Source organism: Kitasatospora sp. NPDC059571, from assembly GCF_042735675.1.
Taxonomy (GTDB): domain Bacteria; phylum Actinomycetota; class Actinomycetes; order Streptomycetales; family Streptomycetaceae; genus Kitasatospora.
In genome coordinates this window covers 1-14418 of record NZ_JBHWBW010000099.1, presented here as the reverse complement: position 1 = coordinate 14418, position 14418 = coordinate 1, and the positions used below count along the sequence as shown (strand labels likewise).

At 71.1% G+C, this 14418-nt stretch carries 14 protein-coding genes; all 14 read right to left on the bottom strand.

Annotated features, from left to right (window positions below):
• Positions 1-143 precede the first annotated feature (143 nt).
• Positions 144-1589, bottom strand: a complete 1446-nt coding sequence (gene atpD / locus ACFV0G_RS14370) for a F0F1 ATP synthase subunit beta (RefSeq protein ID WP_380546404.1) — start codon at positions 1587-1589, stop codon at positions 144-146.
• Between the two features lie 2 nt (positions 1590-1591).
• Entirely contained in the window at positions 1592-2506 is a 915-nt protein-coding gene (locus tag ACFV0G_RS14365) for a F0F1 ATP synthase subunit gamma (protein ID WP_380546402.1), read from the bottom strand.
• A gap of 32 nt (positions 2507-2538) precedes the next feature.
• The gene (gene atpA, locus ACFV0G_RS14360; RefSeq protein WP_380546400.1) at positions 2539-4113 is read right to left on the bottom strand and encodes a F0F1 ATP synthase subunit alpha; all 1575 of its coding nucleotides are present in this window, start codon (positions 4111-4113) and stop codon (positions 2539-2541) included.
• Between the two features lie 156 nt (positions 4114-4269).
• Positions 4270-5085: a F0F1 ATP synthase subunit delta gene (locus ACFV0G_RS14355; protein ID WP_380546398.1), complete on the bottom strand. Its 816-nt coding sequence runs from the start codon at positions 5083-5085 to the stop codon at positions 4270-4272.
• A complete protein-coding gene (locus ACFV0G_RS14350) occupies positions 5082-5636 on the bottom strand; it encodes a F0F1 ATP synthase subunit B (RefSeq protein WP_380546396.1) in 555 nt (184 codons plus the stop codon). The genes ACFV0G_RS14355 and ACFV0G_RS14350 overlap by 4 nt, the downstream gene beginning before the upstream one ends.
• Before the next feature lie 41 nt (positions 5637-5677).
• Complete coding sequence (gene atpE, locus ACFV0G_RS14345; protein WP_100888521.1) at positions 5678-5905, bottom strand: ATP synthase F0 subunit C; 228 nt, start codon at positions 5903-5905, stop codon at positions 5678-5680.
• Positions 5906-5987: 82 nt separating this feature from the next.
• Positions 5988-6818 (bottom strand): F0F1 ATP synthase subunit A, encoded by an 831-nt coding sequence (atpB, locus tag ACFV0G_RS14340; protein ID WP_380546394.1) that lies wholly within the window; start codon positions 6816-6818, stop codon positions 5988-5990.
• A 264-nt stretch (positions 6819-7082) separates the two neighbouring features.
• A complete protein-coding gene (locus tag ACFV0G_RS14335; protein WP_380546392.1) occupies positions 7083-7514 on the bottom strand; it encodes a hypothetical protein in 432 nt (143 codons plus the stop codon).
• 293 nt (positions 7515-7807) lie between these two features.
• On the bottom strand, positions 7808-9184 hold the full coding sequence (locus tag ACFV0G_RS14330) for an MraY family glycosyltransferase (RefSeq protein WP_380546390.1): 1377 nt from the start codon (positions 9182-9184) through the stop codon (positions 7808-7810).
• 160 nt (positions 9185-9344) lie between these two features.
• The gene (gene glyA / locus ACFV0G_RS14325; protein WP_380546388.1) at positions 9345-10643 is read right to left on the bottom strand and encodes a serine hydroxymethyltransferase; all 1299 of its coding nucleotides are present in this window, start codon (positions 10641-10643) and stop codon (positions 9345-9347) included.
• Between the two features lie 268 nt (positions 10644-10911).
• The gene (locus ACFV0G_RS14320) at positions 10912-11682 is read right to left on the bottom strand and encodes a protein-tyrosine-phosphatase (protein ID WP_380546421.1); all 771 of its coding nucleotides are present in this window, start codon (positions 11680-11682) and stop codon (positions 10912-10914) included.
• Positions 11683-11693: 11 nt separating this feature from the next.
• Positions 11694-12341 (bottom strand): L-threonylcarbamoyladenylate synthase, encoded by a 648-nt coding sequence (locus tag ACFV0G_RS14315; protein WP_380546385.1) that lies wholly within the window; start codon positions 12339-12341, stop codon positions 11694-11696.
• A gap of 42 nt (positions 12342-12383) precedes the next feature.
• On the bottom strand, positions 12384-13250 hold the full coding sequence (gene prmC, locus ACFV0G_RS14310; RefSeq protein ID WP_380546383.1) for a peptide chain release factor N(5)-glutamine methyltransferase: 867 nt from the start codon (positions 13248-13250) through the stop codon (positions 12384-12386).
• Positions 13251-13269: 19 nt separating this feature from the next.
• Positions 13270-14346 carry a peptide chain release factor 1 gene (gene prfA / locus ACFV0G_RS14305; RefSeq protein ID WP_380546381.1) on the bottom strand — a complete coding sequence of 359 codons (1077 nt, stop codon included), beginning with the start codon at positions 14344-14346 and terminating at the stop codon, positions 13270-13272.
• Positions 14347-14418: the final 72 nt, after the last annotated feature.

Below are 14418 nucleotides of genomic sequence, written 5' to 3'. Positions count from 1 at the left end.
TATATGAGCCCGCCCCCGGGGGCGTGTTTACACACCCGGGTACTCGATGCGCGCGCGAACCCCCGGGGTGGGGGGGGGGGGGGGGCCCCCCCCCCAGCCCCCCCCCCACCCCTCACAGTCACTCGGCCATCACCTCGGCCTGATTACTTCTTCGCCAGCTCGGCAGCGTTCTTCTCGAGGTCCTCGATGCCACCGCACATGAAGAAGGCCTGCTCCGGGACGGAGTCGTACTTGCCGTCCGCGATCGCGTTGAAGGCCTCGATGGTCTCCGACAGCGGCACGGTCGAGCCGTCGACGCCGGTGAACTGCTTCGCCACGTAGGTGTTCTGCGAGAGGAAGCGCTCGATGCGGCGGGCGCGGTGGACGGTGATCTTGTCCTCCTCGCTCAGCTCGTCGATGCCGAGGATCGCGATGATGTCCTGGAGGTCCTTGTACTTCTGGAGGATCCCCTTGACGCGCACCGCGGTGTCGTAGTGGTCCTGCGCGATGTAGCGCGGGTCCAGGATGCGGGACGTGGAGTCCAGCGGGTCGACGGCCGGGTAGATGCCCTTCTCCGAGATCGGGCGCGACAGAACGGTGGTCGCGTCCAGGTGGGCGAAGGTGGTCGCCGGCGCCGGGTCGGTCAGGTCGTCCGCGGGGACGTAGATCGCCTGCATCGAGGTGATCGAGTGACCGCGGGTCGAGGTGATGCGCTCCTGGAGGAGGCCCATCTCGTCGGCCAGGTTCGGCTGGTAGCCCACCGCGGAGGGCATGCGGCCGAGCAGGGTCGACACCTCGGAACCGGCCTGGGTGAACCGGAAGATGTTGTCGATGAAGAGGAGCACGTCCTGCTTCTCGACGTCGCGGAAGTACTCCGCCATGGTCAGCGCGGAGAGCGCGACGCGCAGGCGGGTGCCCGGCGGCTCGTCCATCTGGCCGAAGACCAGCGCGGTCTTGTCCAGAACGCCCGAGTCGACCATCTCGTGGATGAGGTCGTTGCCCTCACGGGTGCGCTCGCCGACACCGGCGAACACCGACACACCACCGAAGTTCTCGGCGACGCGGTAGATCATCTCCTGGATCAGAACGGTCTTGCCGACACCGGCACCACCGAACAGACCGATCTTGCCACCGGTCACGTACGGGGTGAGCAGGTCGATGACCTTGATGCCGGTCTCGAACATCTCGGTCTTCGACTCGAGCTCGGAGAAGTTCGGGGCCTTGCGGTGGATCGGCCAGCGAGTCGTGACCTGGGCCTCGAACTCGTCCTTGTCGGTGTTCAGGACCTCACCGAGGGCGTTGAACACCTTGCCCTTGGTGATCTGGCCGACGGGGACGGAGATCGCCGCACCGGTGTCGGACACCTGGGCGCCGCGGACGAGACCGTCGGTCGGCTGCATCGAGATGCCGCGGACCAGGCCGTCGCCGAGGTGCTGGGCGACCTCGAGGGTGAGGGTCTTCTTGCCCGTGCCGTCGGGGTTGTCCACCTCGACGTGCAGGGCGTTGAACATGTCCGGAATCGCGTCGACGGGGAACTCCACGTCGACGACCGGGCCGATGACCCGCGCGACGCGGCCCGTCGCCGTGGTCGGCTCAACAGTGGTGGTCATACTCATTCGCTCCCGCGGCTAGCGTCGGCGAGGGCGTTGGCGCCGCCGACGATCTCGCTGATTTCCTGGGTGATCTCGGCCTGTCGGGCCGAGTTGGCAAGCCGCGTGAGCGACTTGATGAGCTCGCCGGCGTTGTCCGTCGCGCTCTTCATCGCGCGGCGGCGGGCGGCGTGCTCGGAGGCGGCCGACTGCAGCAGCGCGTTGTAGATCCGGCTCTCGACGTACCGCGGCAGCAGCGCGTCGAGGACGCCCTCCGCCGACGGCTCGAAGTCGTACAGCGGGAAGATCTCGTTCTTGGCCTTGGACTCGTCGCTGAGCTCGACCTCGTCCAGCTTCAGCGGCAGCAGGCGCGCGTCGACCGCGGTCTGCGTCAGCATCGACTCGAACTTGGTGGAGACCAGGTGGAGCTCGTCCACGCCGCCGGTCTCCGCGGTGAACGCCTCGATGAGGTCGCTCGCCACGGTCTTGGCGTCGCCGTAGGTCGGCTTGTCCGAGAAGCCCGTCCACGACCCCGCAACGGTGAGGTTGCGGAAGTTGAAGTACGAGACGCCCTTGCGACCGACGATGTACGTCACCACGTCCTTGCCCTCGGCGCGGAGCTTCGCGGCGAGCGCGACAGCCTGCTTGATGGCATTGGTCGAGTAGCCGCCGGCCAGGCCGCGGTCCGCCGTGATCAGCAGGACGGCGGCCGTGGTGGCCTGCGGGTTCTCGGTGGTGAGCGGGTGCTTGGCGTTGGACCGGGTGGCCACCGCCGTCACCGCCCGGGTGAGCTCATCGGCGTACGGAGTGGAGGCGGCCACCGCGCGCTGCGCCTTGACGATGCGCGACGCGGAGATCATCTCCATCGCCTTGGTGATCTTCTTCGTCGCGGTGACAGAGCGGATCCGGCGCTTGTAGACCCGAAGCTGTGCTCCCATGGGTCGTTACGTCCTTTCCCTCGTTACCGGACTCAGGCCTGCTCGGACAGGAGCTTGCCGTCAGCCGTGGTGTAGCCCTGCTTGAAGCCCTCGATCGCGCTGGTCAGAGCGTCGATCGTGCCGTCCTCGAGCTTCGAGGTCTCGACGATGCCGGCGAGGATGCCCTTGTGCTCCAGGCGCAGGTGGTCGAGGAACTCGCGCTCGAAGCGGCGGATCTCGGCGACCGGGATGTCGTCCAGCTTGCCGGTGGTGCCGGCCCAGATGGAGACGACCTGCTCCTCGACGGGGAACGGCTGGTACTGGCCCTGCTTCAGCAGCTCGACCATGCGCGCACCGCGCTCCAGCTGGGCCTTGGAGGCCGGGTCCAGGTCGGAACCGAAGGCGGCGAACGCCTCCAGCTCGCGGTACTGGGCCAGGTCCAGGCGCAGGCGGCCGGCAACCGACTTCATGGCCTTGATCTGGGCGGAGCCACCGACGCGGGAGACCGAGATGCCGACGTTCACGGCCGGGCGGATGCCGGCGTTGAACAGGTCGGACTCCAGGAAGCACTGGCCGTCGGTGATGGAGATGACGTTGGTCGGGATGTACGCCGAGACGTCGTTGGCCTTGGTCTCGATGATCGGCAGACCGGTCATCGAGCCGGCGCCCAGCTCGTCGGAGAGCTTCGCGCAGCGCTCCAGCAGGCGGGAGTGCAGGTAGAAGACGTCACCCGGGTACGCCTCGCGGCCCGGCGGGCGGCGCAGCAGCAGGGAGACGGAGCGGTAGGCCTCGGCCTGCTTCGACAGGTCGTCGAAGATGATCAGGACGTGCTTGCCGTCGTACATCCACTCCTGGCCGATGGCGGAGCCGGTGTACGGGGCGAGGTACTTGAAGCCGGCCGGGTCGGACGCGGGAGCCGCCACGATCGTGGTGTACTCCAGCGCGCCGGCCTCCTCCAGGGCGCCGCGGACGGACGCGATGGTGGAGCCCTTCTGGCCGACGGCGACGTAGATGCAGCGGACCTGCTTCTTCGGGTCGCCGGAGCGCCAGTTGTCGCGCTGGTTGATGATCGTGTCGATCGCGACCGCGGTCTTGCCGGTCTGGCGGTCGCCGATGATCAGCTGGCGCTGGCCGCGGCCGATCGGGGTCATCGCGTCGATGGCCTTGATGCCGGTCTGCATCGGCTCGTGGACCGACTTGCGGACCATGACGCCGGGGGCCTGCAGCTCCAGGGCGCGACGGCCGGTGGAGGCGATCTCGCCCAGGCCGTCGATCGGGTTGCCCAGCGGGTCCACGACACGGCCGAGGTAGCCCTCGCCGACCGGGACGGAGAGGACCTCGCCGGTGCGCTGCACCGTCTGGCCCTCCTCGATGCCCGAGAACTCACCGAGGACAACGACACCGATCTCGCGGGTGTCGAGGTTCAGCGCGAGGCCGAGGGTGCCGTCCTCGAACTTCAGCAGCTCGTTGGCCATGACCGAGGGGAGACCCTCGACCTTGGCGATACCGTCCATGGCCTCGGTGACCGTGCCGACCTCTTCACGCGAGGCGGCGTCCGGCTGGTACGACTGGACAAAGTCGGCCAGCGCGTCCCGGATCTCCTCCGGACGGATCGTAAGCTCCGCCATCAGGCTTCCCTGCTCTCCTAGTTTGCGATCCTCGGCCCGCCATTGAGGGCCGCAAGTGCTCGACTCTCGGCCGGGTCGGGTGAACCGGCCGTACGTTTTGCCGGTCCACTCGGTGTGAACCGACGCCCGACCGAGGGTCGGATGATGCTCTGGTTGTCAGCCTTCGAGGCCCTGGCGAGCGCCTTCGAGGCGGCTCGCGACCGTGCCGTCGATGACCTCGTCGCCGATCTGGACCTTCACGCCGCCGACGACCTCGGGGTCGACGTCGATGTTCAGGTGGACCTGCTTGCCGTACAGACCGGCCAGCGCAGCGGCGAGCCGCTCCTTCTGGCGGTCGGACAGCGGCACCGCGCTGGTGACCAGGGCCACCACGCGGCCGCGACGGGCGGCTGCGAGCTTGGAGTAGGACTCGAGGCCCTGTTCCAGGCTACGGCCACGCGGGGTGGTGACCAGGGAGACGACCAGGCGGACGGTGCCCGCGTTGGCCCGGCCGCCGAGCAGCTTCTTGACCAGCTCCGCCTTGGCGGCGGGGGTGGCCTTCGGCTCGGTCAGCGCGGAGCGCAGCTCGTGCGAGCCGGCGACGATCCGGCCGAACCGGAACAGCTCGTCCTCGACGTCGTCCAGCGCGCCGGCCTTGTCGGCCGCGATGACCTCGGCGTACGCGGAGAGCTCCTCCACGGCGTCGACCAGGTCACGGGCGCCGGACCAGCGGGACCGGACCAGGCCGGAGACCAGGTCGACCGTCTCGCCGGACACCTGGCCCGAGAGCAGGGTGCCGACGAAGGCCGCCTTGTCCTGACCGGACCGCGAGGGGTCGGTCAGCACACGGCGCAGCGACACCTCGCGGTCGAGCAGGGCCGTCACGGCGGTGAGCTCCTCGGCGAGCTTGGCCGCGTCCACCGAAGTGTTGTCGGTCAGGCTCTCGAGGTTCTCGCGGCCGGCCGCGAGGGCCTCGCGGCTGGCGCCGATCACTTGGCACCCGCCGCAGCGGCGGCCTTCGCCTCGAGCTCGTCGAGGAAGCGGTCGATCACGCCGCTCTGGCGGGCGCTGTCCTCGAGGGACTCACCCACGATGCGGGAGGCCAGCTGGGAGGCCAGCGAGCCCACGTCCTGGCGCAGGGCGGCAGTCGCCTGCTTCTTGTCCGCCTCGATCTGGGCGTGGCCGGCGGCGACGATGGACTCGCGCTGGCGCTGGCCCTCCTCGCGCATCTCGGCGACCAGGGCAGCGCCCTGCTCACGGGCGTGCTCGGTGATCCGAGCGGCCTCGTGACGGGCCTCGGCGAGCTCGGCGCGGTACTGCTCCAGCAGGGCCTGGGCCTCGGCCTGAGCGGTCTCCGCGCGCTCCATGCCGCCCTCGATGGCGTCCCGGCGCTCCGACAGCACCTTCTCGATGCTGGGCAGGAGCTTCTTGCCGAGAAGACCGAAGACGATGAAGAAGCAGAGCAGGCCGATGATGACCTCGGGCCATGCAGGGAGGAGCGGGTTCATCTGCTCCTCTGCCGCAAGGGTGACCACGGGGTTCATATCTGAACCTTTCGTCGAAAAGGGCTACCGGTGTGACGGACTTACTTGCCGTACACGAACGGCATGACGATGCCGATCAGCGCGAGCGCCTCGGTCAGCGCGAAGCCGATGAACATGTTGGAGCGGATCAGGCCGGCAGCCTCGGGCTGACGGGCCATGGCCTGCACACCGTTGCCGAAGATCAGACCAACACCGATGCCGGGGCCGATCGCGGCGAGGCCGTAGCCGATGGAAGCGACGGAACCGGAAACAGCGGCGAGAGCGGACATCTCAGCTCATCCTTTACGGGGTGGAGAACCGGTGGGTGTTGGCCACCGGGAGTTCAGGGCGCAGCCTTCGGGCTGCGTGGGCTCAGTGCGCCTCTTCGAGGGCACCGGCGATGTAGCTGCTGGCCAGCATCACGAAGATGTAGGCCTGCAGGAACTGGACCAGCAGCTCGAAGCCGGTGAGCGCGACGGCGACCACGAACGAGACCGAGCCGTAGAGGGCGCCGATGCTCGGGCTGAGCAGGTACCAGGAGGCGACCGAGAACACCACGATCAGCAGGTGGCCGGCGAACATGTTCGCGAAGGCTCGGACCGCGAGGGTGAACGGGCGGACGAAGATGTTCGAGAAGAACTCGATCGGCACCAGGATGAACATGACCCAGCCGGGGATGCCCGACGGCCAGCAGAGGTTCTTCAGACCGCCGACGAAGCCGTGCTTCTTGAAGGTCAGCGTCATGTAGGTGATCCACACCACCGCTGCGAGGCCCACCGGGAACGCGATGCGCGACATCACCGGGAACTGCGCGAACGGGATGATGGACATGATGTTCATGATCCACACGAAGAAGAACATCGAGACCAGCATCGGGACGTACTTCTCGCCCTTTTTGCCGATGGTCTCCAGCACGATGCTTCGCTTGACGAAGTCGTAGCCGATCTCGCCCACGAGCTGGAGCTTGCCGGGCAGCAGCTTCGGCTTGGCGAAGGCGGCCCAGAAGAACCCGACGACCAGCAGCGCGCAGAGCACGGACAGCAGCATCGGCTTGGTGAAGTCGACGCCGCCCACCGTGAAGATCGGCTTGAAGTCGAACTCGTTCAGGCCCGGGGCCGGGAAGCCGCAGCCGGAGTTCAGGTGGCACCCGGCCTCAGAGGCGACGTGCGTTACGTCAGCACCCACCACAGACTCCTTCGTCATGACGCATGGTTACGGCAACCTCGGTGTGTCGGCGCGGCCTCGGGCCACGGAGCGGCACTGGAACTAGTTGGATATCTCGCGGACCCTGCGCGACGCGTATCACTGCCGCGCGATCTTCGAAGACTTCATGGAGTCGGGGGGCGATCCGTCCGATGATCGGAGGGACCTGGCCGCTTCCCGTACTCCGTCGTTGGGACGGACGATAGCAGCCCGTCAGGAGGGCATAAACACCGCCCCCCTCGCGAGGGGGACAGCCCGCCCGCGTCACGGTTGACGCCCCGATTTGGGCTTGTCGTCCCGGGATTCGGGCTGGACGTAGTAGATCTTCGCCTTCATCGCGCCGCGCACCTGGAAGCCCGTCCAGATCAGGGCGCAGCCCAGCAGCGTGAAGCCGAACACCTTGGTGTCGAAGAGGGTGGTGTTCTTGAACACCGCCAGGACGACCGCGACCGCCATGATCTGGGTCGTGTAGACCAGCAGCGCCGCTGCCATCATGATCTGCGGGTTGTTCCTGGTGAGCCGGTCGAGTGCGACCTGGCCGAAGCTGAAGAAGCCCATCACCAGCAGCGTCGCGAAGATCGCGCCGACCAATCCCTTGCCCCCCACGACCGCGAACGAGATCACGGCGGCTACCAGTCCGGCGACCGCAGTGGGGATTGCGGCGCCGCGGATGATCCGGGCGTCGTGGGACGGCATGTCGGCAGCTCCGGCGGCATGTCGATGACGGGGGGACGGGGCACGGGGGTGCGGTTGCGGTGATGACACCGCACCGAGAACCACAGCCGGAGGCCGGCCGATCGAGGGCGAGCCCGTCGAGGAGACCGACCAGGGGCGGAAGCACTCCACCTGTCAGGTCTTTTCGGCTCGTTCTCGGTACTCGTGAACGGTATCACAAACTATTTGATGAGAGCTTTACCATGAACGTGTGGCACCTGTCACACCGATGGCCCAGCAGTGCCGCCGTTCGGCTGAGTGCTCTTGACGGCCGATCAGCTCTTGGAGCGCCCGCGCGGACCGGCCGCGGTGGCGCCGGTGCCGAGCCGGCCGAGCAGCGCCTTGTCCGCGGCCGAGAGCTCGGCCATGGCCGGCGCCGGGGCGGGCTGCGGGTGCGAGGGTGCGACGGGCCCGTCGACGGCCGCTGCGGCCGTCTGGACGGCCGCCTCGGCGCCCGCCACGGGCTCGGCCGGGGCCTCGGGGCGGGCCTTGCGGTAGCGCGGCGGCACGATGGCCTGCACGGCCCGCGGGGCGTGCGGGCGGAAGCGCGGCATCAGCAGGACCACCAGGCCGACCAGGCACAGCCCGGCGAACGCCAGGACGACCGTGCGGCCGGTGTTGGCGACCGAGAAGGCCACCGTGCCGAAGGCGATCAGCGCGGCCCAGAAGTACATGATCAGGACGGCCCGGCTGTGCGAGTGGCCGACCTGCAGCAGCCGGTGGTGCAGGTGCTGCTTGTCCGCGGCGAACGGCGACTTGCCGGCCCAGGTGCGGCGGACGACCGCGAGCAGCAGGTCGGCCAGCGGCAGGGCGATGACGGTCAGCGGCAGCAGCAGCGGGATGTAGATCGGCACCAGGGCGTGCACGGTGGCGGTCTGCGAACCGGTGCGGGCGCCGATCAGGTCCGGGTCGACGCGGCCGGTGATCGAGATCGCGGCGACGGCCAGCATCAGGCCGAGCATCATCGAGCCGGAGTCGCCCATGAAGATCCGGGCGGGGTGCAGGTTGTGCGGGAGGAAGCCCAGGCACATGCCGATCAGCACGGCGCTGAACAGCACGGCGGGGGCGGCGTCGTTGACCCCGTACCCGATCCAGAGCCGGTAGGAGTACAGGAAGAAGGCCATCGCGGCGATGCAGACCATGCCGGCGGCGAGGCCGTCCAGGCCGTCGATGAAGTTCACCGCGTTGACCATCACGACGACCAGCGCGACCGAGATGATCATGCCCTGGGTCGGGGTGACGGCGACCGGGCCGACGCCGGGCACCGGGATCGAGATGACGGTCACGCCCTGCCAGACCATGACGCCGGCGGCGATCATCTGGCCGCCGAGCTTCACCAGGGCGTCCACGCCCCACTTGTCGTCCAGCACGCCGAGGATCCACATGATCCCGGCGCCGGAGAGCAGGGCCCGCACGTCCGCGCTCTGGATGAAGAGCCGGCCGAGGGTGGTGAGCTGCGAGGCGACCAGCAGGCCCGCGCACAGGCCGCCGAACATCGCGATGCCGCCGAGCCGCGGGGTGGGCTCGCGGTGCACGTCGCGGGCGCGCACCGGCGGCATGGCACCGGCCGCGATCGCGAACTTCCGCACCGGGCTGACCAGCAGGTAGGTCACGGCCGCGGTGACGAACAGCACCAGGAGATACTCACGCACCACTGACCTCCTGAGTCACGGACCGACGGATGAGTACGGAGGGTACCCCCGGGAGGGTTCGGGGTTCGAGGTGCGTCGCCACGGTCACACCTTATTGAGTGGGACGGGCGGGGTGTGCACCGCGGTTCTCCCTGCCGGCCGGCGGATGCCGCGGAGCCGGTCAGCGGCGGTCGGCGTACGCGTGCGCGAGCTCGCGCACCCGGTTGGTGATCCGGGCGTCCGGGCCGCTCCGCAGCAGGGCGCCGACCAGGTCGCCGAGCTCGCCCATCTCCTGCGGGCCCATCCCCTGCGCGGCCGCCGCACCGGTGCCGAGCCGGATCCCGGAGGCCTCGGCGGCCGGCGCCGGGTCGTACGGCAGGGCGCACTTGCCCAGCATCAGCCCGGCGGCCGCGCAGCGGCGCTCGGCCTCGATGCCGCTCACCCCGAGCGGGCTGACGTCGGCGGTCACCAGGTGGGTGTCGGTGCCGCCGGTCATCGGTCGGGCGCCGTGCCCGGCCAGCGCCGCGGCCAGCGCCCGGGCGCCGTCCACGGCCCGCCGGACGTAGTCGGCGAACCCCTCGGTGCCGGCCTCGGCGAGCGCCACCGCCTTGCCGGCCACCTCGTTCATCGCGGCGCCGCCCTGGGTGAACGGGAAGACCGCCCGGTCGACCCGGTCCGCCAGCTCGGCGGTGCACAGCAGCAGGCCGCCGCGCGGGCCGCGCAGCAGCTTGTGGGTGGCGGCCACCGTCACGTCGGCGTACGGCACCGGGGAGGGCGCCGCACCGGCCGCGACCAGGCCGATGGTCTGCGCGGCCGAGGCGATCACGTAGGCGTCCACCTCGTCCGCGATCGCGCGGAACGCCGCCCAGTCCAGGTGCCGCGGGTAGGAGATGCCGCCGGCGATGATCGCCTTGGGGCGGTGCCGCAGGGCGAGGTCGCGGACCTGGTCGAGGTCGACCCGGCCGTCCTCCTCGCGGACGCCGTAGCCGACGAAGTCGAACCAGCGGCCGGAGAAGTTGGCGCGCGAGCCGCAGCTCAGGTGGCCGCCGTGCTCCAGCGACATCGCCAGCACCACGTCGCCCGGCCGCAGCAGCGCCGCGTACGCCGCGAGCATCGCCGAGGTGGCGGAGCGCGGCTGGACGTTGGCGTGCGGGGCGGCGAAGAGCTGGCGGGCGCGGTCGACGGCCAGCAGCTCGGCGGTGTCGGCGAGCGCGCAGCCGGTGTGGTGGCGGCGGCCCGGGTAGCCCTCGGCGTACTTGTCGACCAGCGGGCCGCCCAGCGCGGACAGCACCGCCGGGCTGGTCAGGTTCTCGCCCGCCAGCAGCTGGATGCTCTCGGCCCGGCGCTCGGCCTCGGCGCTCAGCAGGTCGGCGAGCAGCGGGTCGGCCCGGCGGAGCTCGTCGGAGGGCTCCCAGCGGTGCGGCCGGCCGGCGGGGGCCGGGGTGGTGGTCGGGCCGTGCGCGGTGTCGGTGACGGACATGGCGGGGCTCCCGGGCTACGGCGGGCTGGGTCCTTCCAGGGTAGGTCGGGGCAGTGCCGGGAGCCCGTTCGCGCGGCCGGTGGTACGGCCGTCAGGGCGCCCCGGAGCGGTGCTCACCGGCCGGGCACCCCGTGAACACGATCTCTTCACCCGATCCCCGTGACTCCCGCACCTTCGGCTGCGCCGTACGAGGGGCCACGGCGGCCCCGTGCGCCGCCCGCGGGCCCGCGCGCCCGGACCAGGTGCCCGGCGGGCGGCCAGGGGCCGCTCAGGGGCGCCCGCGGACCCCGGTCAGCGCGGTCACCACCGGGTCGAGCGCGCCGAATATCTCCTCGCCGCAGTTGCGGAACATGCCGATCGGGGCGCCGTAGGGGTCGTCGACCTCGTCCGACTCGGGCGAGGCCGCCAGCAGCCAGCCGCGGAGCGCGGCGGCCGATCGCACCAGTGCCCGGGCCCGCTCGGGCAGCCGGGCGCCGCCGCGCGGGTCGGGCAGCGTGCCCGGGTCTATCCGGCGCACCAGGCGGGTGAACTCCTTCAGCGTGAAGGTGCGCAGCCCGGCCTTGTGGCCCATCGAGATGACCTGGGCACGGTGGTCCAGGGTGGCGGTCAGCACCAGGTCGGCGTCGATGACGTGCTCGTCCAGCAGCTCACGGCCGGCGAAGCCGCCGCTGTCCACGCCGTACTCGCCGAGCACGGTGGCGGCGTGCGCCTCCATCGGCGCGCCCTCGTGGCCCCAGGTGCCGGCGCTCTCCACCACGAACCGGTCGGCGGGGGGGCCCCCCCCCGCGGGCCCCCCGCCGCGCGGGGGGGGCGGCGGCGCCGCGCGCGCGCGCCCCCGCGCGCCCGGGGCGCGGCCCACACCCCCCCCCCCGCGGGGGGCGCCGCCCCCGAGCGGGGCGACCCGCTGGGGCCGGGTGAGGCGCTCGGCGATCGGCGAGCGGCACACGTTGCCGGTGCAGACGAACAGGATCCGGAAGGCGTCCACCGGGCGCGGCGCGTACGCCGCGTACGGGGCCGCGCCCGGGCCCGCGGCGTGCAGCGACGCAGCGGTCAACTGCCGGCCTCCAGGTCCGGGACGACCTCCCTCAGCTGCTCGACGCTGATCGCGCCGGCCCGCAGCACCACGGGGGTCTTGCCGGTGACGTCGACGATGGTGGAGGCCGTGGCGTGGTCGGCGCGGCCGCCGTCCAGGTAGACCGAGATGGCGTCGCCGAGCTGGCTCTGCGCGTCGTCGCAGGTGGCGGGGGACGGGCCGCCGGTCTTGTTGGCGCTGGAGACGGCCAGCGGGCCGGTGGAGTTCAGCAGCTCCAGGGCGACCGGGTGCAGCGGCATCCGGACGGCGACGGTGCCGCGGGTCTCGCCGAGGTCCCAGCGCAGCGACGGCTGGTGCCGGGCGACCAGGGTCAGGCCGCCGGGCCAGAAGGCGTCGACCAGCTCCCAGGCCTGCTCGGAGAAGTCGGTGACCAGGCCGTGCAGCGTGGTCGGCGAGCCGACCAGCACCGGGGAGGGCATGTTGCGGCCGCGCCCCTTGGCGGCCAGCAGGGCGGCCACCGCCTCCGGGGAGAACGCGTCGGCGCCGACCCCGTACAGGGTGTCGGTCGGCAGCACGACGATCTCGCCGCGTCGGATCGCCGAGGCGGCCTCGCGCAGCCCGGTGGCGCGGTCCCCGGTATCGGCACAGTCGTAGCGGCGGCTCATCGGTGCGGTCCCCTTCCGGATGTCACGGTGAAGTCGGTGAGGTCAGAGCGAAGCGCGGCGGGCCGTCGCGAAGCGCGGCCGGTTGTTGAGGTCGCGGTGGTCGGCGGCGTCCGTCCAGCCCGCCTCCTCGCGGAAGATCCAGGGCACCTGGCCGCCCTGGGTATCGGCGTGCTCGACCACGACCGCGCCGCCGGGCCGCAGCAGCCGGGCGGCGACCCGCTCGATGCCGCGGATGGTGTCCAGGCCGTCCTCGCCGGAGAACAGCGACATCTGCGGGTCGTGGTCGCGGGCCTCGGGCGCCACGTACTCCCACTCGGTGAGCGGGATGTACGGCGGGTTGCTGATCACCAGGTCGAACCGGCCGTCCCAGCCGCGGTCGTCCGCGAAGGCCCGGGTGGCGTCGCCCTCGTGCAGGGTGACCCGGGCCCGGTCGGGACTGGCGGCGATGTTGCGCCGGGTGTAGGCGAGGGCGCCCGCGTCGAGCTCGAAGGCGTGCACGGTGGAGCGCGGCAGCTCCTGGGCGAGGGCGAGCGCGATCGCGCCCGAGCCGGTGCACAGGTCGACGATCAGCGGCTCGGCGACGTCCATGTCGCGGACGGCGTTTATGGCCCACTCGACGACCGACTCGGTCTCCGGCCGGGGCACGAACACCCCCGGCCCGACCTCCAGCTCCAGGTAGCGGAAGAACGCCCGCCCGGTGATGTGCTGCAGCGGCTCGCGGGCCTCGCGGCGCGAGATCGCCTCCCAGTACCGGGCGTCGAAGTCGGCGTCGGCGACCGTGTGCAGCTGGCTGCGCTTCACGTTGTGGATGTAGGCCGCCAGCTCCTCCGCGTCGAAGCGCGGCGACGGCACGCCGGCCGCGGCCAACCGCTGGGTGGCCTGGGCCACCTCGGCGAGCAGCAGGTTCATCCGACCGACCCCTCCGTGCTCAGTTCTCCTGGGCGGCGGCCAGTTTGGCCGCCGCGTCGGCGTCCACGCAGGACTGGATCACCGCGTTCAGGTCGCCGTCCAGCACCTGGTCCAGGTTGTAGGACTTGAACCCGGTGCGGTGGTCGGAGATGCGGTTCTCCGGGAAGTTGTACGTACGGATCCGCTCGGAGCGGTCCACCGTGCGGACCTGGCTGCGGCGCGCGTCCGAGGCCTCCCGCTCGGCCTCCTCCTGGGCGGCGGCCAGCAGCCGCGACCGCAGGATGCGCATCGCCTGCTCCTTGTTCTGGAGCTGGCTCTTCTCGTTCTGGCAGGACGCCACGATACCGGTCGGCAGGTGGGTGATCCGGACGGCGGAGTCGGTGGTGTTGACCGACTGGCCGCCGGGGCCGGAGGAGCGGTAGACGTCGATGCGCAGGTCGTTGGCGTGGATCTCCACCTCGACCTCCTCGGCCTCCGGGGTGACCAGCACGCCGGCGGCGGAGGTGTGGATCCGGCCCTGGGACTCGGTGGCCGGCACGCGCTGCACGCGGTGCACGCCGCCCTCGTACTTCAGCCGGGCCCAGACGCCCTGGCCGGGCTCGGTGCCGGCCCGGGCCTTCACGGCCACCGAGACGTCCTTGTAGCCGCCGAGGTCGGACTCGTTGGCGTCGATCAGCTCGGTCTTCCAGCCGATCCGCTCGGCGAAGCGCAGGTACATCCGGAGCAGGTCGCCGGCGAAGAGCGCGGACTCCTCGCCGCCCTCGCCCGCCTTGATCTCCAGGATGACGTCCTTGTCGTCGCTCGGGTCGCGCGGCACCAGCAGCAGCCGCAGCTCCTCGGTCAGCTCGTCGCGGCGGGCCTCGGCGGCCTTGGCCTCGGCGTGGAAGTCCGGGTCCTCGGCGGCGAACTCGCGGGCGGCCTCGATGTCCTCACCGGCCTGCCGCCAGGCGCGGTAGACGGTGGTGATCGGGGTCAGCTCGGCGTAGCGCTTGGCGAGCTTGCGGGCGTTGGCCTGGTCGGCGTGGACCGACGGGTCGGCCAGCCGCATCTCGAGGGCGGCGTGCTCGACGAGGAGCTCTTCGACTGCCTCGAACATCGGATGGGCCTACTTCCCGTGAGTGGCGGAACGACTGGAGATGCGAACGGCGCCGGTCCGGCGCCCCCGCGC